The organism is Amycolatopsis benzoatilytica AK 16/65 (assembly GCF_000383915.1).
Classification (GTDB): domain Bacteria; phylum Actinomycetota; class Actinomycetes; order Mycobacteriales; family Pseudonocardiaceae; genus Amycolatopsis; species Amycolatopsis benzoatilytica.
The window spans coordinates 419,198-438,898 of sequence record NZ_KB912942.1; the positions used below are offsets into that span (position 1 = coordinate 419,198).

Annotated in this window: 17 protein-coding genes; 13 read left to right on the forward strand and 4 right to left on the reverse strand. The window is 70.6% G+C overall.

Going from position 1 to position 19,701, the window contains the following annotated elements:
• Positions 1 to 46: 46 nt before the first annotated feature.
• The 3 genes from qcrC to qcrB are packed head-to-tail and all read left to right on the forward strand — an operon-like array spanning position 47 to position 3,656.
• On the forward strand, positions 47 to 865 hold the full coding sequence (gene qcrC, locus AMYBE_RS0101970; protein ID WP_020657649.1) for a cytochrome bc1 complex diheme cytochrome c subunit: 819 nt from the start codon (positions 47 to 49) through the stop codon (positions 863 to 865).
• On the forward strand, positions 862 to 2,013 hold the full coding sequence (gene qcrA, locus AMYBE_RS0101975) for a cytochrome bc1 complex Rieske iron-sulfur subunit (protein WP_027927294.1): 1,152 nt from the start codon (positions 862 to 864) through the stop codon (positions 2,011 to 2,013). Before qcrC ends, qcrA begins: the two co-directional genes overlap by 4 nt.
• A complete protein-coding gene (gene qcrB, locus AMYBE_RS0101980; RefSeq protein WP_020657651.1) occupies positions 2,010 to 3,656 on the forward strand; it encodes a cytochrome bc1 complex cytochrome b subunit in 1,647 nt (548 codons plus the stop codon). The genes qcrA and qcrB overlap by 4 nt, the downstream gene beginning before the upstream one ends.
• Before the next feature lie 553 nt (positions 3,657 to 4,209).
• On the opposite strand, the gene AMYBE_RS0101990 is transcribed toward qcrB, so the two are convergent.
• From AMYBE_RS0101990 to AMYBE_RS0102000, 3 genes are all read right to left on the reverse strand, one after another.
• Positions 4,210 to 4,662: a GNAT family N-acetyltransferase gene (locus tag AMYBE_RS0101990; RefSeq protein ID WP_020657653.1), complete on the reverse strand. Its 453-nt coding sequence runs from the start codon at positions 4,660 to 4,662 to the stop codon at positions 4,210 to 4,212.
• A 41-nt stretch (positions 4,663 to 4,703) separates the two neighbouring features.
• On the reverse strand, positions 4,704 to 4,988 hold the full coding sequence (locus AMYBE_RS0101995) for an Lrp/AsnC family transcriptional regulator (protein WP_020657654.1): 285 nt from the start codon (positions 4,986 to 4,988) through the stop codon (positions 4,704 to 4,706).
• 82 nt (positions 4,989 to 5,070) lie between these two features.
• Complete coding sequence (locus AMYBE_RS0102000) at positions 5,071 to 6,789, reverse strand: DEDD exonuclease domain-containing protein (RefSeq protein WP_020657655.1); 1,719 nt, start codon at positions 6,787 to 6,789, stop codon at positions 5,071 to 5,073.
• Positions 6,790 to 6,911: 122 nt separating this feature from the next.
• Between AMYBE_RS0102000 and AMYBE_RS0102005 the strand changes: the two genes are divergently transcribed.
• The 4 genes from AMYBE_RS0102005 (at position 6,912) to AMYBE_RS0102020 (ending at position 11,685) form a co-directional block, all read left to right on the forward strand.
• The gene (locus tag AMYBE_RS0102005; protein WP_020657656.1) at positions 6,912 to 8,291 is read left to right on the forward strand and encodes an NYN domain-containing protein; all 1,380 of its coding nucleotides are present in this window, start codon (positions 6,912 to 6,914) and stop codon (positions 8,289 to 8,291) included.
• A 437-nt stretch (positions 8,292 to 8,728) separates the two neighbouring features.
• The gene (locus AMYBE_RS0102010; protein ID WP_027927295.1) at positions 8,729 to 8,950 is read left to right on the forward strand and encodes a hypothetical protein; all 222 of its coding nucleotides are present in this window, start codon (positions 8,729 to 8,731) and stop codon (positions 8,948 to 8,950) included.
• Between the two features lie 425 nt (positions 8,951 to 9,375).
• On the forward strand, positions 9,376 to 10,437 hold the full coding sequence (locus tag AMYBE_RS0102015) for a C40 family peptidase (protein WP_020657658.1): 1,062 nt from the start codon (positions 9,376 to 9,378) through the stop codon (positions 10,435 to 10,437).
• 90 nt (positions 10,438 to 10,527) lie between these two features.
• Complete coding sequence (locus AMYBE_RS0102020; protein WP_020657659.1) at positions 10,528 to 11,685, forward strand: glycosyltransferase family 4 protein; 1,158 nt, start codon at positions 10,528 to 10,530, stop codon at positions 11,683 to 11,685.
• A 154-nt stretch (positions 11,686 to 11,839) separates the two neighbouring features.
• Here AMYBE_RS0102020 and AMYBE_RS0102025 read toward each other — a convergent pair whose 3' ends face one another.
• On the reverse strand, positions 11,840 to 12,454 hold the full coding sequence (locus tag AMYBE_RS0102025; RefSeq protein WP_027927296.1) for a nucleoside/nucleotide kinase family protein: 615 nt from the start codon (positions 12,452 to 12,454) through the stop codon (positions 11,840 to 11,842).
• A 53-nt stretch (positions 12,455 to 12,507) separates the two neighbouring features.
• Between AMYBE_RS0102025 and AMYBE_RS0102030 the strand changes: the two genes are divergently transcribed.
• The 6 genes from AMYBE_RS0102030 (at position 12,508) to AMYBE_RS0102055 (ending at position 19,657) form a co-directional block, all read left to right on the forward strand.
• Positions 12,508 to 12,915: an SRPBCC domain-containing protein gene (locus AMYBE_RS0102030; protein ID WP_020657661.1), complete on the forward strand. Its 408-nt coding sequence runs from the start codon at positions 12,508 to 12,510 to the stop codon at positions 12,913 to 12,915.
• 22 nt (positions 12,916 to 12,937) lie between these two features.
• The gene (locus AMYBE_RS0102035) at positions 12,938 to 14,164 is read left to right on the forward strand and encodes a cytochrome P450 family protein (RefSeq protein ID WP_020657662.1); all 1,227 of its coding nucleotides are present in this window, start codon (positions 12,938 to 12,940) and stop codon (positions 14,162 to 14,164) included.
• Between the two features lie 45 nt (positions 14,165 to 14,209).
• Entirely contained in the window at positions 14,210 to 15,496 is a 1,287-nt protein-coding gene (locus AMYBE_RS0102040) for an adenosylmethionine--8-amino-7-oxononanoate transaminase (RefSeq protein WP_020657663.1), read from the forward strand.
• Positions 15,497 to 15,722: 226 nt separating this feature from the next.
• Entirely contained in the window at positions 15,723 to 17,891 is a 2,169-nt protein-coding gene (locus AMYBE_RS0102045) for a SulP family inorganic anion transporter (RefSeq protein ID WP_034287752.1), read from the forward strand.
• Between the two features lie 50 nt (positions 17,892 to 17,941).
• Positions 17,942 to 18,667, forward strand: a complete 726-nt coding sequence (gene bioD, locus AMYBE_RS0102050; RefSeq protein WP_020657665.1) for a dethiobiotin synthase — start codon at positions 17,942 to 17,944, stop codon at positions 18,665 to 18,667.
• Positions 18,668 to 19,057: 390 nt separating this feature from the next.
• On the forward strand, positions 19,058 to 19,657 hold the full coding sequence (locus AMYBE_RS0102055; protein ID WP_020657666.1) for a DUF2567 domain-containing protein: 600 nt from the start codon (positions 19,058 to 19,060) through the stop codon (positions 19,655 to 19,657).
• The last annotated feature ends 44 nt before the right edge of the window (positions 19,658 to 19,701 follow it).

The window sequence follows — 19,701 nt, forward strand, 5'->3', positions numbered from 1 at the left end:
CCGACCACCACCAACGGCCTGAACTGACAGCAAGGGTTGCCGCAAGATGACCACCAGCACCAAATCCTCGGAGCGCCGCTTCCGCGCGCGCTCGAAGATGCGCAGGCGCTTCGCTGGCCTGCTCGCACTCGGCGTCGCCCTGGTGGGGGTCGGCGCCGGGTACGCGGTTCTCGCCCCGGAACCGCAGACCGCGCAGGCGCAGGGCGACCCGGCGCTGCTGCGCCAGGGCGAGCAGGTCTACAACAACACCTGCATCGAGTGCCACGGCGCGAACCTCGAGGGCGTCAAGAACCGTGGTCCGAGCCTGATCGGCATCGGCGACGCGGCCGTCTACTTCCAGACTTCTTCCGGCCGGATGCCCGCGGCGCGCCAGGAGGCGCAGGTCGCCCGCAAGCCGCCGAAGCTGACGCCGAGCGAGATCGACGCGGTCGGCGCCTACGTGCAGGCGCACGGCGGCGGCGCGCAGCGGCCGCAGGAGCGCGGCGCGGACCTCCGCGGCAGCGACCCGGCCCGCGGCGGCGAGCTGTTCCGCCTCAACTGCGCCTCGTGCCACAACTTCACCGGTCGCGGCGGCGCGCTGTCGGCGGGCAAGTACGCCCCGCCGCTCGAACCGGCGACCGAAGAACAGATCTACGACGCGATGCTCACCGGGCCGCAGAACATGCCGAAATTCTCCGACCGGCAGCTCAACCCGGAGGAGAAGAAGGACATCATCGCCTACGTCAAGTCGGTGTCCAACGGCAACAACGACCCGGGCGGCAACGGTCTCGGCGGGGTCGGCCCCGCCTCGGAAGGCGTCATCGCGTTCGTCGTCGGAATCGCCGCGCTCGTCGGCGTTACGCTGTGGATTGGATCGAAGGCATGAGTGCCGAAGGGCCCCAGCCGCCCTCGGAGGCGGAGCTGGCTGAGATGGACCGCGACGAGCTGCTCAAGCTCGGCGGTCAGCTGGACGGCGTCGAAATCGTCGACTACCCGGAACCGTGGCCGGTCGAGGGGACCCGCGCCGAGCGGCGCGCGCAGCGAATGGTCGCGTTCTGGTTCGCGCTCTCCGCGCTGGCCGGGCTCGCGTTCGTCGTCGTGCTCGCCTGGCCGAAGTGGTGGGAGTACAAGGACCCGAGCAACCCGAGCGGGCACTCGACCTACAGCCTCTACACCCCGGCGCTGGGCGTCACGCTCGGCCTCGCGGTGCTGGGGCTGGGCATCGGCGTGATCCTCTACACCAAGAAGTTCGTCCCGGCCGAGACCGCGGTGCAGCAGCGCAGCGACGGTCCCTCCGCGGAGGTCGACCGGGCCACCATCCTGGCCCACCTGGCCGACTCCGGGACCCGCAACGGCATCGCCCGGCGTTCGCTGATCAAGCGGACCGCCGGCGCCAGCGCCGGTGCGCTGGGCCTCGCGGTGGCGGCGCTTCCGCTCGCGTCCTTCATCAAGGACCCGTGGAAAGACACCAACAACGAGAACAGCCTGTGGCACACCGGCTGGCAGCCCAAGTTCAAGGGCGAGAAGGTCTACCTGCGCCGCAACACCGGCAACCTCGAGGACGAGGTCAAGAACGGCGTCACCCTGGTGAAGGCCGAGGACCTCGACGCGGGCGCGATGGAGACGGTGTTCCCGTACCGCGACTCGGAGAAGGGCGACGAGAAGGCGCTGTCCGAGGCACTGATGCGGGTGGACAACCCGGTCATGCTCATCCGGTTGCGCCCGACCGACGCCGCGCGGGTGGTCAAGCGCAAGGGGCAGGAAGACTTCAACTTCGGCGACCTGTACGCGTACACGAAGATCTGCAGCCACGTCGGCTGCCCGACCTCCCTGTACGAACAGCGCACGAACCGCATCCTGTGCCCGTGCCACCAGTCGCAGTTCGACGCGTTGCACTACGCGAAGCCGATCTTCGGCCCGGCCACTCGCCCGTTGGCGCAGCTTCCGATCACAGTTGACGAGAATGGATACTTGGTCGCGACGGGCGATTTCATCGAGGCCATCGGCCCGGCCTTCTGGGAGCGTAAGTCATGAGTTCTCTCACCACGCCTACCAAGGGCACGAGCGCACTCCAACAGCACCTGGGCGAGGCGGCGGACAACGCTGACCAGCGGTACAAGCTGGCCAAGGGCCTGCGCCACCAGATGAACAAGGTGTTCCCGACCCACTGGTCCTTCCTGCTGGGCGAGATCGCGCTGTACAGCTTCATCGTCATCCTGCTGTCCGGCGTGTACCTGACGCTGTTCTTCGATCCCTCCATGCAGGAGGTGACGTATCACGGCAGCTTCACGAACATGCAGGGCATGCAGATGTCCCAGGCGTTCCGTACGACCCTGGACCTCTCGTTCGACGTGCGCGGCGGCCTGTTCGTGCGGCAGCTGCACCACTGGGCGGCGCTGATCTTCGTCGCGTCGATGATGGTGCACATGCTCCGGATCTTCTTCACCGGCGCGTTCCGCAAGCCGCGTGAGGCGAACTGGGTGATCGGCGGTCTGCTGCTGATCCTGGGCATGTTCGAGGGCTTCTTCGGCTACTCGCTGCCGGACGACCTGCTGTCCGGCACCGGTATCCGGGCGACCCTGTCCGGCATCGTGCTCTCGGTGCCGGTGATCGGCACCTGGATCCACTGGGCCCTGTTCGGCGGGGAGTTCCCCGGCGACCAGATCATCCCGCGCCTGTACACGCTGCACATTCTGCTGGTCCCGGGCATCATGCTGGCGCTGATCGGCGCGCACCTGGCGCTGGTCTGGTACCAGAAGCACACCCAGTTCCCGGGCGTGCGGCGCAAGGAGACGAACGTCGTCGGCGTCCGGATCATGCCGTACTTCGCCCTGAAGGGCGGTGCGTTCTTCGCCCTGGTGGTGGGCGTGCTGGCGCTGATGTCCGGCCTGTTCCAGATCAACCCGGTGTGGAACTTCGGTCCGTACAACCCGTCGATGGTGTCCGCCGGATCCCAGCCGGACTACTACATGGCCTGGGCCGACGGCATGCTCCGGATCTGGCCGGCGTGGGAGGTCTACCTCGGGAACTACACGATCCCGGCGGTGTTCTTCCCCGGTGCGATCGGGATGCCGATCCTGTTCGCGCTGCTGCTCGGGTACCCGTTCCTGGAGCGCAAGCTGTCCAAGGACAACGCGGCCCACAACCTGCTGCAGCGCCCGCGCGACGCACCGGTCCGCACCTCGCTGGGCATGATGGCGCTGGGCTTCTTCGCGGTCATCGAGCTGTCCGGGTTCAACGACATCATCGCGGACCAGTTCGACATCTCGCTGAACGCGACGACCTGGGCCGGCCGCATCGGCGTGCTGGTCGTGCCGCCGCTGGCGTACTACTTCACCTACCGGATCTGCATCGGCCTGCAGCGGTCGGACCGGGAAGTGCTGGAGCACGGCGTGGAGACCGGCATCATCAAGCGCCTGCCGCACGGCGAGTTCATCGAGATCCACCAGCCGCTGGGCGGCACGGACAGCCACGGCCACGCGATCCCGCTCGAGTACCAGGGTGCGTCGGTGCCGAAGAAGATGAACAAGCTCGGCACCGCCGGGCACGCGGTCCCGGGTTCGATCTGGACCCCGGACCCGGCCGAGGAGACGAAGGCGCTCGACCGGGCGCGCGGCAACGGACACGCGCAGATCGAGGGCTCGTCGGAGTCGACCGAGGTCGGTTCCGGACACTGAGTTCCCGGGTCCCGCAGAACGCCGAGAAGACCCCTTCCTCTTCGCGAGGGAGGGGTCTTCTCGTCTGTGCGGACGGGTTTCAGAGCTGGATGCCCGCGACGATGTCGTCGTCGTTTCGCCGGTCGGCCGGAAGCCCAGCCGCCGGTAGAAGGGCCCAGGGGCTGTGCTTGCCCGGCACCCAGCTGACCGTCCCGGATTCGGCGTCGCGGCGGCGGGCTTCGGCCAGGACCGCTTCGACGGCGAACCGTCCGCAGCCCTTTTCTGGTGTTTGGCGGCGATGTTCAGCCGGCAGTGGTAGTAGCGGTAGTAGTCGGTCGGGTTGGGCGGGTCGAAGGCGGCCATGACGGATCCGACGGGTTTCTTCCCGGCGTAGACCAGCCTCGGCCAGGCGATGTCCGGCTCGACGCGGGCTTCGGCGAGCGAGCGACCGAGGAAATGTAGTCGCGCTGCGGTTTCGCCATCTTGATATCGCAGGCGTCTTCCACGTTGCCGACCGTGATTTCGACCAGACACAGGGCCGTGACCCGAAGTACGATAGCGCGGCCCGAAGGGTTCAGAGCTGGATGCGGGCGACGACCTCGCCCTCGTGGATCTGGCCAGTGGGCTGGAAACCCAGCCGCAGGTAGAACGGTTCCGGGCTGTGCTCGCCTGGTTCCCAGAGCACCGTCGCCGATTCGGACCCGCGGCGGCGTGCTTCGGCCAGCACCGCTTCGACGGCGAACTTCCCGTAGCCCTTCTTCTGGTGTTCGGCGGCGATGTTCAACCGCCAGACGCCACAACGGAAGTAGTCGATCGGACAGTCCGGGTCGAAGGCGGCCATGACGAAGCCGACGAGGTCGTCGTCGGCGTAGACCAGCCTCGGCCAGGCCGTCTCCGGCTGGGTGTAGGCCTCGGCCAGCGACCGCGCGACCGGGGCCACGTAATGCTGCTGGTGGGGTGCCACCGACAAATCACAGGCCGCACCCACGTTGTCGCTGGTGACCTCGGCTAACCGCAGTGTCGTCATGCTCCGGACATTAATCCGGGGGTACGACAATTTCCGGCGGCTCAGCTGCCTTCGACGCCGATCTCGAACGCGGAGTCGGTGTCGGCCCGCGAGTAGGACCGGAACGCGATGTGGGTGACCGTGTCGAGGACGCCGGGGATCTTGCCGATGCGGCCCGGGATCAGGTCGGCGAGGTCTTCGTGGGCCTGCACGCGCACGGTCGCGATGAGGTCGACATCCCCCGCGCACGAGTACACCTCGGCGACCTGGTCGAGGTCCGCGATCGCCTGCGCGGCCTGCGGGATCTTCTCGGCCTCTACGTTGATCAGCACGATCGCCGTGATCACAGCGTTCCTCCCACTTCCTGACGGTCAGTCCTGGTGCGAGATGGTAGCCGGGATCACGTCCGCGGCGGCCGGTGCGGGGCGGTCAGCCGGCGAGATGTTCCAGCGAACGGGCGTCGGCGACCCGGGCCAGCCAGGCTTGCCAGCCGGCGATCGCGGCCGGCTCGGCCCACGGCCGGGTGGTGCGCACGAGCCGGACGCCCGGGCGGGCCAGCCAGCGCAGCAGGATGCCGACCTCCTCGCCGGGCGCGCCGCGCAGCGGACCCTCGCCGGGCAGCACGGTTTCCCCCGCGGCGACGAGCGACTCCACTACCGGCATCGGCGGTACGCCGCGCCGGGCGACCCCGGCCGACGCGAGCCTGCCGTGCCGGATGACGCTCAGCTCCCAGCCGCCGTTGCCGTCCGGGGCGGCGGCGATCAGTTCGGTGATCGCCGCCAGCGCGGCCTGACGGTGCGCGCGGCCGACGGCGCGGACCAGTCCGGCCAGTTCGTCCCGGTGCCGGGCGGCCTGCTCGTAATGCCGGCGTTCGGACATCTCCTCCAGCCGTGCCGCGGCCAGATGCAGCGGCCGGCCGTCGTGCCCGGCGATGAGACCGCGGGCGGCCTCGGCGGCGGGGGAGTATTCGGCGACGGTCTGCAGCCCGGCACACGGCGCTCCGCAGCGGCCCAGTTCGGCCAGGACACAGGGCGTGCCCTTCGCGGCCGTCGCGGAGATGCGCTGGGTGCAGGTGCGCAGGCCGGACGCGTCGGCGAGGGTTTCGGCGGCAGCGCGCGCGTCTGCTTGGCTGCGGAACGGGCCGAGCGTGCCCGCCCGGGGGAGCCGGACGACGGACAGGCGCGGGAAAGCTTCCTCGGTGAGCCCGACCCACCAGGCGTGGTGCGGGTTCTTCGACCGCCGGTTGTAGGCCGGGCGGTGCGCGGCGATCAGCCGCAGCTCCCGGATCTCGGCTTCGAGGGAATGCGAACACTCGATGGCGTCCACCCGCTCCGCCAGCGCGACCATTTCCCGGATCCGGCCCCGGCTCTCGGAACCGGTGAAATAGGTGCGCACCCGCCGTCTCAGGTCGCGCGCGGTGCCAACGTACAAGACTTCGTCGCGCGGTCCCTTGAACAAGTACACGCCCGGCCGGGACGGCAGGTCCGCGGCGAGGTTCCGTTTGCGGCGCTGCGCGGGCGTGACGTCCGGGAGGTAGTCGATCAACTCCTCGACGGTGTGCACGCCGAGGTTGCCGACCCGTTCGAGCAGCGCGTGCAGGACGTCGGTGGTGGCGCGCGCGTCGTCCAGCGCTCGGTGGGTCGGCCGGGTGCGAGCGCCGAGCAGCATGGACAGCGACGACAACCGGTAGCTGCGCGCTTCTTCGCGGGGGATCACGCGGCGCGCGAGCTTCACGGTGCAGACGACGGTCGGACGGGGCCAGACGTAACCGTGGCCTTCGCAGGCGGCTTTCATGAAGCTGGTGTCGAAGCCGGAGTTGTGCGCGACCAGCACCGCGCCGGAGATGAACTCGAGGAAGGCCGGCAGCACGCGCTCGATCCGCGGCGCGTCGTAGACCATCGACTGGGTGATCCCGGTGAGCTCGACGATCTGCGGCGGGATCGGCGCGCCCGGGTTGACCAGCGTCGCGAACTCGCCGAGCACCTGGCCGGCCTTGACCTTGACCGCGCCGATCTCGGTGATCCCGTCCGGGCCGGCCTTGGTGCCGGTGGTCTCCAGGTCGAACACGACGAACGTGGTGTCCCGCAGCGGGGTGCCGAGCTCGTCGAACGCCAGCTGAGCCTGGTTCGGCCTCGGTCGGGTCTCCATGATCGCGCACCCTAAGCGCGGCCACCGACAATCTCGGGCGGCAGCGGTCCGTGTCCGGAAGGTGATCAGGGGAACGCTGCCGGTGCGACGCGCGATCCGGCGGCGGGGCCTACCCTGGACCAATGCAGCCCCAGCCCGTCGAACCGGAAGAAGCCGAAGAGGCCGTCGGCCGCTCGGCGATTCCGGCGCGGGCGCAGGAGGACGCGGCGGCCCCCGAACCGGCGTCGTGGGCTGGCCTGCCGGAGGCGGTCCGCGAGCGGATCGCCGAGCTGGCCGCGGCCGCGGTCGCCAAGCTGCCCGCCGCCGACGTGCCCCGTCAGCTGCGGCCGGTCGCGAAGTTCGCGCCGGCCAAGCGCGCGAAGCTCGGCGGCACCGCGTTGCTGGCGGCGCTGGGCGATTCGGCCCAGTTCCGTACCGCGGTGCTGGAGTGGCTGCGCGAGCACCGCACGGACGCGCTGGACCCCAACGTCGCCGATTCCGTCGCGGCCGCGGCGGCCTCGGTGCTGCTCGGCGAATCCGGTGCGGCCGGCCGGGTGCGGCTGGTCGCGAAGAACGCCGAGGAAACGGCGTTGCGGGCGGAGCGGGACGCGGCGTTGGCGCGGAACCAGAAGCTCGAAGCCGAGATCGCCGAGCTGCGCGTCGAGCTGGAGGCGGCGCGCGGGTCGGTGGAGAGCGCTCGGGGGGAACGCGAGGCGGAGGTCGAGAAGCTGCTGCGCAGACTGCGCGAGCAGGGCACGCTGCTGCGCCAGGCTAAAGACGCCGCGGAGGCGGCGCGGGCAGAGCTGGCAGACGGCGGAGCGACGCGAGAGCGTGAGATCGAGGCGTTGAGCGCGCAGCTCGAGCGGGAACGCCGCCGCGTCGCCGCTGAACGCGCGCGTGCCGAGCGCGCGGTCGCGGACGCGGAGATGGCACGCCAGTCCGCTCGCGAGGCGCGAGAGGCCGACGAGGTCCGGCTGGCGCTGCTCGTGGACACGATCGACGGCGCGGTGCATGGCCTGCGGCGCGAACTCGCGCTGGGCGACCGCGGCGCTCGGCCGGCCGACATGGTCAGCGGTGCGCGGTCCGGGCTCGGCGCGGGCGGGCGGATCCAGGACGTCACTGCCCTCGACCGGCATCTGGCGCTGCCGAACGTCCATCTCATCGTGGACGGGTACAACGTCACCAAGACGGGTTATCCCGAGCTGGCGCTGGCCGATCAGCGCGACCGTCTCGTGCACCAGCTTTCGGCGCTCGCGGCGCGTACGTCGGCGGAGGTGACGGTGGTCTTCGACGGGGCTGGCGTGTTGTCCGTCCCGGCGGCGGTGCCACGCGGCGTGCGGGTGCTGTTCTCCGAGCGCGGCGTGCTCGCCGACGACGTGATCCGGTCGCTGGTCGCGGCCGAGCCGAAGGGCCGGCCGATGGTCGTCGCGACGTCCGATCGAGCGGTCGCGGATTCGGTCCGGGCGGCCGGCGCGCATTCCGCGCCGTCGTCGGTGCTGGTCAGCCGATTGGGTCGAGTTTGACCGCGCGCTGAGCCCGTGCTGAGCGCGGGCCGCGGAAATTGTCGGTGGTGGTTCTTACCGTTTCTTCTCGCGAGGCGCTTCCCGGGATCGGCCCGGGCGGGCCTCGCCGAGGAACGGGAGGTTCGGCCATGGCGCGGAGCGTGCGGAGGGCAGCGATCGGTGCGGGGGTCGGCGCGGAAGGGCTGTTCCCGGCCGACGCGGCGGTGACCCTTGCCACCGCGGTGAGTCCGGCCACTGCGGTGAGTCCGGCCATTGCGGTGAGTCCGGCCACTGCGGCTAGCGGTCGCGATCAGGATCTCGAAGCGCGTGGCAAACCGGACGATCCGCCTGCCCGCGACCAGCGGACCGGCGCGGGTTCGCCGACCGCCGGAGCGCGGTTCGACAGCGTGCTGGACCGCGTCGCCTCCCTGGACGAAGCGCGCCGGCCGGCGGGCGCGGTGGACGTCGCGCTCGAGGACATCGACGACTTGGTCATCGACTGCGGCCGGTGCGCCGTGCGCGGCGACGCGTGCGCCGATTGCGTGGTCAGCGTGCTGCTCGGGCCGCCCGCCGGCCTCGCATGGGATGCCGACGAGCGGCGTGCCGTCGATGCGCTCGCCGAGGCGGGGATGGTGCCGCGGCTGCGCTTGGTTTCGGGGCCCGACAGTAAGTCGGCGTGACACCAGTGGGTGACACTGGCGCGCTGAGCGGTCGGATACGTGCGGTGAACGGTTAGTAGCGGAAGGAGCCTTTTTCGCGGCTGGAGGCTGTGGTCTAGGTCACAGTCGGCTCCCGTGCTGGTCCGATGGTGTTTCGGCGGACTACGGAGAGTTTTTACGGGGGCCGCGGTGGACGCGCCGACGGTCTTTTCGTAACCTGGCCGAGATCTCGCGCCAGTCAGCCGTCGGACGACGGCGACGCGGGATCGCCGCCGGTTCGGCTTTGTCGGGGAGTCAGATCGGAACCAACACCGTGCGCGGGAAAGCTGTTGCGTCAGACGACGGCCGGAACGCGGACGGGCAGTGTGCGCGAAGAGGGCCCCCGACCTCTTGCGCGCCGGGGTTCCGGCCACGGCGGCCCGACAGCAAAGGAGACCCGCGCGGCCGTGCAGTCGCATCCAGTCAAGCGCGTGGTGTCAGGCGCCCTCGCGGCCGCTTCGGTGATCGCAGTCATCGCCGTGGCGCAGCCCTCGAGCACCGCAGCCGCTTCCCCCCTCCCCGTCCTCCAGGCCCCGCCGAGCTCCGGCTCGGACGTTCTTGCCAAGTACCGCGACCTCGCGGCGCAGGCCGAGAAAGCGAATGAAGACCTGCTCAAAGCGCAGGACGACCTCAAGGCCCGCCAAGGCGACCTCGACAAGGCCAACGGAGATGTGACGAACGCGCACAACCTCTCCGCCCAGGCCCTGGACAACGAGAAGAAGTACCAGGTCGACGTCGACAAGTTCGCGAAAGCGTCGTTCCTGTCCGGCGTGCAGATGAACAAGCTGTCCGCGCTGCTGGCGGGCACGTCGACGCAGGAGTTCCTCGACCGCTCGTCGGCGCTGGACCAGATCGCGTCTCAGAAGGCCATCGCGCTGGAGAAGCTCCAGGGCGCGGTCGACCAGGCCAAGTCCGCCGAGAAGCAGGCGTCGGACGCGGCGTCGCGGGCCACCGCGGCACGTGACGCGGCAGCGAAGCTGGCCAACGACATCCAGACCAAGAAGCAGACCCTGGACGACCAGGTCGCGGAGCTCAAGAAGACCGAGCCGCTGTTGAGCCAGGCCGACCGGAGCTCCCAGAAGGACACCGGGGCCGACGTCCCGACCGACATCAAGGCTCCCGGGCCGGCTGCGCAGGCCGCGCTCGACGCCGCGCTCAGCCAGCGCGGTAAGCCGTACGTGTGGGGTGCCACCGGTCCGGACTCCTACGACTGCTCCGGGCTCATGCAGTGGGCCTACAAGCAGGCCGGGATCACGCTGCCGCGCTCCAGCAGCCAGCAGAGCACCTTCGGCACACCGGTCGCGCGCAGCCAGCTGCAGCCCGGCGACCTGGTGTTCTACTACTCGCCGGTTTCGCACGTCGGCATGTACATCGGCAACGGCCTGATGGTGCACGCGCCGACCAGCGGCGACGTGGTGAAGATTTCGCCGCTGCAGAGCCAGTACGTGGGTGCCCGCCGGGTCGCCTGACCGCTCGTTTCCGTCCCCGGGGCGGCACCGCACTCGCGGTGCCGCCCCGGGGACGTTTCTGGGCCCGGAGCACGTCGGTAGCCTTCAGGGGTGCTGAGGACCCTGCTCGTGACGAACGATTTCCCGCCGCGCCCTGGGGGTATCCAGAACTACCTCAACTCGCTCGCCATCAGACTGCCCGCCGATGACCTCGTCGTCTACGCGCCAGCCTGGGAACGCAGCAGCGGCTCGCACACCGAGTTCGACGCGGCCGCGCCGTTCGAAGTGGTGCGCCACCCGACGTCGCTGATGCTGCCGACCCCGGACGTGCTGCGCCGCGCGAAGCAGATCATGCGCGCCCGAGACTGCGAAGCGGTGTGGTTCGGCGCAGCGGCCCCGCTCGCGCTGCTGGGCCACCCGCTGCGCCAGGCAGGTGCCCGCCGGATCGTCGCGTCCACGCACGGCCACGAAGTCGGCTGGTCGATGCTGCCCGGTTCGCGACAGGCGCTGCGGCGCATCGGCGAGACGGTCGACGTCGTCACCTACGTCAGCAAGTACACCCGTGGCCGGTTCGCCGCCGCGTTCGGCCGGCACGCCGGACTCGAGATGCTGCCGAGCGGTGTCGACACCACGGTTTTCGCGCCGGATCCAGCCGGCCGCGAGGAAATTCGTGCCCGGCACGGACTCGGCGAGCGTCCGACCCTCGTGTGCGTCTCGCGGTTGGTCCCGCGCAAGGGCCAGGACATGCTGATCAGCGCGCTGCCGACGATCCGCGAACGAGTGCCCGGCGCAGCCCTGCTGCTCGTCGGCGGCGGCCCGTACCGCAAGCGGCTGGAAGCACTGGCCGAGGCGTTCGGCGTGGCCGAGCACGTCGTCTTCACCGGTTCGGTGCCGTGGGAGGAGCTGCCCGCGCACTACAACGCCGGAGACGTCTTCGCGATGCCTGCCCGCACCCGCGGCAAGGGCCTGGACGTCGAGGGCCTGGGGATCGTCTATCTAGAGGCGTCGGCGACCGGGCTGCCGGTGGTCGCGGGCACCTCCGGAGGCGCGCCGGAGACGGTGCTGGACGAGGTGACCGGCCACGTGGTGGAGGGCCGCGACCTGGCGCAGCTGGCCGACACCCTGACGGCGCTGCTGCTGGACCCGGTCCGGGCCCGCCGGATGGGCGAGGCGGGCCGCTCGTGGGTCGCGGAGAACTGGCGCTGGGACACGATGGCGGAACGGCTGGCGACCCTTTTGGACGGCGATCCGGTGGCCGCGATCCGCTGACGGCTCAGGTTCAGCTGGCGGCTCAGCTCGGCTGGCGGGCCTGGTTCGGCTCGAGGCTCGGGTTCGGCCAGCGAGGCCGGTTCTGGTGGCGGCTCAACTACTAGGGCCTGGTTCGGCTTCCGCTGGTGGCCGCGGTTGAGGTGCAGTGCAGCGATCAGGGCTCGTAGATCGCCGGATGCCGCGGATCGTCCATCCGGACCACCACGTCCGCGAGCGCGCTCGGATCGACCTCGCTCTCGTACCGTTCGTACGCGGGCAGCGCCCACTCCTCAGCCACGCGTCGACGCAACGCGCCCGGCGAAAGCCACAGGTGCACCACGAAGTCGAACGCCAGCCCTGCCCCGAGCAGGAATTCGCCGTCCACCAGCACGACTCCGCCAGCCGGGACCGGCACTCGCGGGAGCCTCGTCGCGCGGTCGCGTTCGGTGTCCCACAGCGCGGGCAGCACCTCGCCGGTTCCTTCGTCCGACAGCGGATCCAGGACTTCGCGGCGCAGACCGCCCAAATCCAGCCAATCCGTATAGCGCGCGTCCGGATTTCTCTTGCCGTGCTCGAAGCGCAGTGACGCAGGTCGCAGAAAACCGTCGGCCGGCACTCGCAAAGCGGCTCTGCCCAGCAGTTTCAGCGGATCGACCAATGCCTCGGCCAGCGCCGCGGTGCCGACCGCTCCGTCGACCGCGACGGCGATTCGTCGGCGGTGCGTGAGCAGGGCGATGCGCTCGGTCAGTTCGGCGGCGAGAGCGTCGGGAGAGATGGGGCGATAGCGCACGATCGTATGATCCCGCACCGGTTTCGGCGGATGCGCGATGCCATGATGACGGCATGGCCAACGAGGCGGGCAAGACCGCGCGAAGTGGTTGGGAGACAGCCGTTTCCCGGACGATGCCGTACCCGGGCAGCAGGGTGTGGGACTTCCTGGTGGGGGACGGGCTGGAGATCTGGCTGGGGCCGGGGGCGGAGCTGCCGCGCGAGCGCGGGGCCGGGTACGAGACGGCGCACGGCACGGCCGGGGAAATCCGCAGCTTCGATGCGGCGCACGTGAGTCTCACGTGGCAGCCGAAGGATTGGGACCACGATTCCGTTGTACAGGTGGAAGTCGCGGATCTGGGCAAGCGCAGCACGCTGAGGATTCGCCAGGATCAGCTTGCGGACGTGGCGGAAAAGGCCGAGCAGCGGGCATATTGGGAGCACGTGGTCGAGCGCGTCGAGGCGGCATTGGCCGAGCGCTGACCGGAAAGCTTCAGGGGGCAGGGTGAGCGTCGAAGAAAGCGCGGCGGAATTGCCGGTCGCGGACAACGAGCTGTACCAGAACACGCACGAGTGGCTGGCCAGGCAGCGCGAGGCCGGCCCGGTCTGTCCGGTCGCCACCCGGCACGGCATGCCGTCCTACCTGGTCAGCGGATACGACGAAGCACGGGCGCTGCTGAACGACCCGCGGATCAGCAAGGACAACAAAGGCGCCTACGACCTGGTCGCGGCCAAACTCGGCCAGGACTCGGTGATTCCGGAGTTCGGCAGGCTGTTCAGCCAGCACATGCTCAACAGCGACCCGCCGGATCACACCCGGCTGCGCAAGCTGGTCAACAAGGCGTTCACCAGCCGCGCGATCGCCCGGCTGAGGCCGCGGATCGAGGAGATCACCGAGTCGCTGCTGGACGAGGTGGCGCGGCACGACCAGGTCGACCTGATGCCGGTTTTCGCCGAGCCGTTGCCGATCACGGTGATCTGCGAGCTGCTCGGGGTGGCCCCGGAGGACCGCGGCGAGTTCTCCGGCTGGTCGCACACGCTTCTGTCGGCGAGCCCGGACGAGGCGAGCCGCTCGGCGGCCGAGAACATGCAGGCGTACCTGCAGCGGCTGGTCGCGGGCAAGCGCGCCGAACCGGGCGAGGACCTGCTGTCGGCCATCGTGCACGCTACCGACGAGGGCGATTCGCTCACCGAGACCGAGCTGGTGTCGATGGCGTTCCTGCTGCTCGTCGCCGGGCACGAAACGACTGTCAACCTCATCGGCAACGCCACCTTCGCGTTGCTGCGCGCGCCGGAGCAGGCGGAGAAGCTGCGTGCCGATCCGAGCCTGCTCCCCGGCGCGGTCGAGGAGTTCCTCCGGTTCGACGGGCCGATCAACTTCGCGACGCTGCGCTACACGGTCGAGGAGGTCGAGGCGGGCGGTGTCACCATCCCGCCGGGCGAGTTCGTGCACGTCTCGCTGGTCTCCGCGAACCGCGACGAGAACAAGTTCCCTGACCCGGCGACGCTGGACGTCACCCGGCCGCCGGGCGGGCACCTCGCGTTCGGGCACGGCATCCACTACTGCGTCGGCGCGCCGCTGGCCCGGATGGAGGCGGAGGTCGCCATCGGGGCGCTGCTGAAGCGGTTCCCGAAGCTCAGCCTGGCGGTCCCGGAGGAGGAGCTGGCCTACCGGCCGAGTTCGCTGGTACACGGTCTGCTGTCGCTGCCGGTGCGGCCGAACGGCGGGTAACGGCGGTCACCAGCCGTCCGCCGTCGGCGCGGTTAGGGTCGGCTCGTGGACTCTCGTGCTGCCGAACTGCTTGCCCTCGATGCCGCGCACGTCTGGCATCCGTACGCGCCGATGCCGGGCCGGGTGCCGTCGCTGCTCGTCGAAGAGGCGAGCGGGGTGCGGCTGCGGCTCGCCGACGGGCGGGAACTGGTCGACGGCATGTCGTCGTGGTGGGCGGCCGTGCACGGCTACCGGAACCCGGCGCTGGACGCGGCGCTCGCCGCGCAGGCCGGGCGGATGAGCCACGTGATGTTCGGCGGGCTCACCCACGAACCGGCGATCAGGCTGTGCGAGACCCTGGTCGAGATGACCCCGGACGGGCTGGAGCACGTGTTCCTGTCCGATTCGGGCTCGGTCTCGGTCGAGGTCGCGGTGAAAATGTGCCTGCAGTACCAGCGTTCTCGCGGCCTGACCGGCAAACGCCGCCTGCTCACCTGGCGCGGCGGCTACCACGGCGACACCTTCACGCCGATGAGCGTGTGCGACCCGGACGGCGGGATGCACTCGCTGTGGCGCGGAATCCTGCCGGAGCAGGTGTTCGTGCCCGCCCCGCCGTCCGGCTTCGACCGGCCGGTCGACGAGTCCTATGTGGACGAACTGGGGAAGGCCCTTGCCCGGCACGCGGACGAGCTGGCGGCGGTGATCGTCGAGCCGGTGGTGCAGGGGGCGGGCGGGATGCGCTTTCACCATCCGGGGTACCTGCGCGCGTTGCGCGAGCTGACCAAGGAGCACGACGTACTGCTGGTGTTCGACGAGATCGCGACCGGATTCGGCCGTACCGGGAGGCTTTTCGCCGCCGAGCACGCCGGTGTGACGCCGGACGTGATGTGCGTCGGCAAGGCGCTCACCGGCGGCTACCTGTCGATGGCGGCGACGTTGTGCACGCCGGACGTCGCGGGTGGTATCGCGCGCGGCGAGATGCCGGTGCTCGCGCACGGGCCGACGTTCATGGGCAACCCGCTCGCTTCGGCCGTCGCGAACGCGTCGCTGGGATTGCTGGCGGAGGGCCGCTGGCAGGGCGACGTGGCCCGGATCGAGGCGGCGCTGCGGCGCGAACTCGAGCCGGCGAGGGAACTGCCGCACGTGGTCGACGTGCGAGTGCTCGGGGCGATCGGGGTGCTCCAGCTGGATCACGACGTGGACATGGGCGTGGCGACCGACGTGGTGACGGCCGAGGGCGCCTGGCTGCGGCCGTTCCGGGACTTGATTTACGCGATGCCGCCGTATGTGAGTACGGACGAGGACTTGGCGGTGGTCACGTCGGCGATGCGGGCGGCTGCCGCGAAGGCGTGACGCGGCGGGTGCCAGAGCGCAGGACGGCCGGTGTTTTCGCCGAGCCTGGGCGGACCGGCCGACCCTCGGATCGCGAGGGGCATTCGGGTAATCCGCCCGCCAAGGTCGCTGCTCGTAGTGGTTATTGACCAACCGCGCAACCCGATCGTGGGTAAGTTGGCAAAAATCCACTCTTTCGGGTCCGGCATAGCGGACATTTCACCTCGGTACCGGTTTCCTGGTGATCATGAGACGACTTGCCGTGCTGCGCCACGACGTGCCCGCCTCGCTCGTGGTTTTCCTTGTCGCTGTACCTCTTTCGCTCGGGATCGCGCTCGCCTCCGGGGCGCCGATCGTCGCCGGGCTGATCGCCGCCGTGATCGGCGGCGTGGTCGCCGGTGCGCTCGGCGGGTCTCCGCTGCAGGTCAGCGGGCCGGCCGCGGGGCTCACCGTGCTGATGGCCGAGACCATCGCGACCTTCGGATGGGCGGTCACCTGCCTGATCACTGTTCTCGCCGGCGCGCTGCAGATCCTGCTGGGGCTGAGCCGGGTCGCGCGGGCCGCGCTGGCCATTTCGCCCGCGATCGTGCACGGCATGCTCGCCGGGATCGGCATCACGATCGTGCTCGGCCAGCTGCACGTGATGCTCGGCGGGAAGGCGCAGAGTTCCGCGCTGGCGAACATCACCGGACTGCCCGCCCAGATCGCCGCACACCACGACGCCGCCGCCATGATCGGCCTGCTGTCCCTGGCGATCCTGGTGGGATGGCCGAAACTGCCGAGCTCGATACGGAAGGTCCCGGGGCCGCTGGTGGCGATCGCGGTCGCCACGCTGGTGTCGGTGGCGGCCGGGCTGACGCTGCCGCGCGTCGAGCTTTCCGGCGACCTGCTGCAGATCCGGTTCGCCCCGCAGCCGCCCGGCGGCGGCTGGGGTCAGGTCGCCGTCGCGGCGATCACCATCGCGTTGATCGCCAGTGTGGAGAGCCTGCTCTCCGCGGTCGCGGTGGACAAGCTGCAGGACGGTCCGCGCGCCAACCTCAATCGCGAGCTGATCGGCCAGGGCACGGCGAACATGGTGTCCGGCGCGCTCGGCGGACTGCCGGTCACCGGTGTGATCGTGCGAAGCTCCACCAACGTCGCGGCTGGGGCGCGCACCCGGATGTCGGCGATCCTGCACGGCGTGTGGGTACTCGTGTTCACGGTCGCACTGGCCGGCGTGCTGCAGTCGATTCCGCTGGCCGCGCTGGCCGGGCTGCTGGTGCACGTCGGCGTGAAGCTGGTCAACCCCGGCCACCTGCGGCAGGTGCTGCGCCACGGCGACCTGCCGCTGTATCTGGTCACCGTCGCCGGGGTGGTCGTGTTCGACCTGCTGACCGGCGTGCTCGCGGGGATCGTGCTGGCGATGTTGCTGATGCTGCGCCGCACCGTCTGGTCCGGCGTGCACGCCGAGGAACACGGCGGCGAATGGCGCGTGATCGTCGAAGGCGTGCTGACATTCCTGTCCGTGCCGCGGCTGACGAAGGTGCTGGGCACCGTCCCGGCCGGGTCGAAAGTGACGCTGGAGCTGGTCGCGGACTATCTCGACCACGCCGCCTTCGAGAGCCTTTCGGCGTGGCAGCAGGCGCACGAACGAGCTGGCGGCACGGTGGTCGTCGACGAGATCGGGCACCCGTGGTTCGCGAAGGGCAAGGAGGGCCGTCCGACGGTCCGCCGCACCGCGGCCGCCCGCGCCATGCCGCGGTGGCTGGCCCCATGGTCGGCCTGGCAGGCCGCGGACCTGCGGCTGCCCGGACAGCGCACGCACCGCGGCGCGACCGAGTTCCAGCGCCGGGCCGCGCCGTTGCTCAAGGACACGCTCAGCGGCCTCGCGAACGCTCAGCAGCCGCACACGCTGTTCATCACCTGCGGCGATTCCCGGGTCGTGCCGAACCTGATCACCACCTCCGGCCCGGGCGACCTGTTCACCGTCCGGAACATCGGCAACCTGGTGCCGCCCGGGCAGGCGGACCCGTCGACGAACGCGGCGGTCGAGTTCGCGGTCGGGGTGCTGGGAGTGCGGGAGATCGTGGTCTGCGGGCATTCCTCGTGCGGCGCGATGGGCGCGCTGGCGAGCGGTCCGCCCGCGGACACCGCGCTGGCCGCCTGGCTGGTGCACGCGGAGCCGAGCCGTCGCCGCCAAGGCGCGGTGCTGCTCGACGGCGGCCTGCCGGAACGCGAGGCGGACCGGCTGGCATTGCACAACGTGTTGCAGCAGCTGACGCATCTGCGGCAGTACCCGTTGGTGGCGGAGGCGGAAGCGCGCGGGGAGCTGCTGCTGACCGGGCTGTACTTCGACGTCGGCGCCGCGCGGGTGTACTTGTCCGACCCGGTGACCGGCGAATTCGTGGCCGCCGCGACCGCCGCGGTCGGCGGCTGACCGCCCCGGGCGTGGTGCGGGTGCGGAGCAGGTGACTAAATTGGGTGCCTGTGACCACGCTCGTGATGACGGGGACCGGGACAGACGTCGGCAAGACGGTCGCCACCGCGGCGATCGCGGCGCTGGCGCTCGCACAAGGGCGGCGCGTCGCCGTGCTGAAACCGGCACAGACCGGGGTGCTGCCGGGCGAAGCGGGTGATCTGGACGAGGTGGTGCGGCTCGCGGGCAAGGATCTGACGATCCGCGAGCTGCGCCGCTACCCGGATCCGCTGTCGCCCGAGGCCGCCAGCCGGCGCAGCGGCCTGCCCGCGCTCGGCCCTGGCGAGATCGCCGGCGCGGTGGGCGAGCTGGACGCCCGCCACGATCTGACTCTGGTGGAGGGCGCGGGCGGGCTGCTGGTCAGATTCGACGCGCAGGGCAGCAGCCTCGCCGACGTCGCCTGGTCGCTGGGCGCGCCGGTGGTGATCGTCGCGCAAGCCGGGCTGGGCACCCTCAACGCGACCGCGCTGACCGCTGAGGTGGCGACCCGGCGGGGACTGAACGTGGTCGGGGTGGTGATCGGGTCCTGGCCGGCGGAACCGGACCTGGCGGCGCGGGAGAACCTGCGCGACCTGCCGGTGGCGGCCGGCGCGCCGTTGCTGGGCGTGCTGCCGGCCGGGATGGGCGCGGTGGACCGGGAGACGTTCGCGGAGCAGGCGAAGGCGGGGCTGTCTCCGTGGTTCGGCGGGGAATTCGATCCGGAGGTTTTCACCGCGGAGGCTTCGGCTTCGCAGTGAGCCGGGCCGAGCGGCCCGTCCATTGTGGATGGACGCGGGGCTGGTGGCTGAGCGGGCTGAATCGGGTAGCCGCGCGATGTGACGCGGGTGCGGGGCGTGAGCCGAGAGTGCCCCGTGTGGGTGATGCAGAGTCCGCGGCCGGGCTCGGGTCGCCGGGCGCTTCGGGTGCCGGTGAGCCGAGCGAGCGGGTCCGGATCACCGCCGCGCCCGGTGGGACCAGATACCGCGCTGCTCCTGCCCGAGGCTGGGGGAGACCGCGCACCGCCCGTTGGCCCTGCCGGACGCGGCCAAGCGGGGCGGAGGCCGGGGGAGACCGCGAGCCGCGCATGACCCCGGGGCAGGCGACCGGTTACGCTCGGTCCCGGACATGCGCAGGGAAGGAGTCCCGGGGTGGTCGAATCCGCGGGCAAAGCGGCACACCGGTCGTCAGCGGTCGCCGAAGAGTGGTCGGTGCCGGTGTTGTTTCCGCCGCAGCGTCCGCGGGTGGTGGTGAAGGCGGATCTGCTGCCGGCGGTGAGCGTGTTGTCGACGGCCGCGCTGCTGGGGATTCCGATGGGCTGGCTCTGGTCGTTGCTGGCGCCCGCGGAACGGGTTCGCGTGATCACCTCGAACGGTCAGCTGGCTCCCCTGGAACTGGAAAGCTGGCACCGCTTCGACGATCTCGCCATCTTCGGCTTCCTGGCGATGGCGACCGGCCTCCTGATCGGCGTGGTGGTCTGGTTCCTGCGCGAACGCCGCGGACCGGTGGTCCTGGTCGCGGCAGTCGGCGGTGCGCTGCTGGCCGCCTGGCTGGGCACCCAGATGGGGCCGGCGTTCGCGAACTCGAAGTACTCCATCGACGCCCCGCCTGCCCTGGGCGCCGTCATCTCCCAGGCTCCCCGCCTCGAAAGCGGCTGGGTGATCCTGGCCGCCCCGCTGGTGACCTGCCTGGTCTATGCCCTGATGGCAGCGTGGAACGGTCGCGAAGACCTCGGCCGTCGCCTGGGCTGACCAGCCGCGAGGGCACCGGGCCGCGCGGCACCGCTCAACCCAGG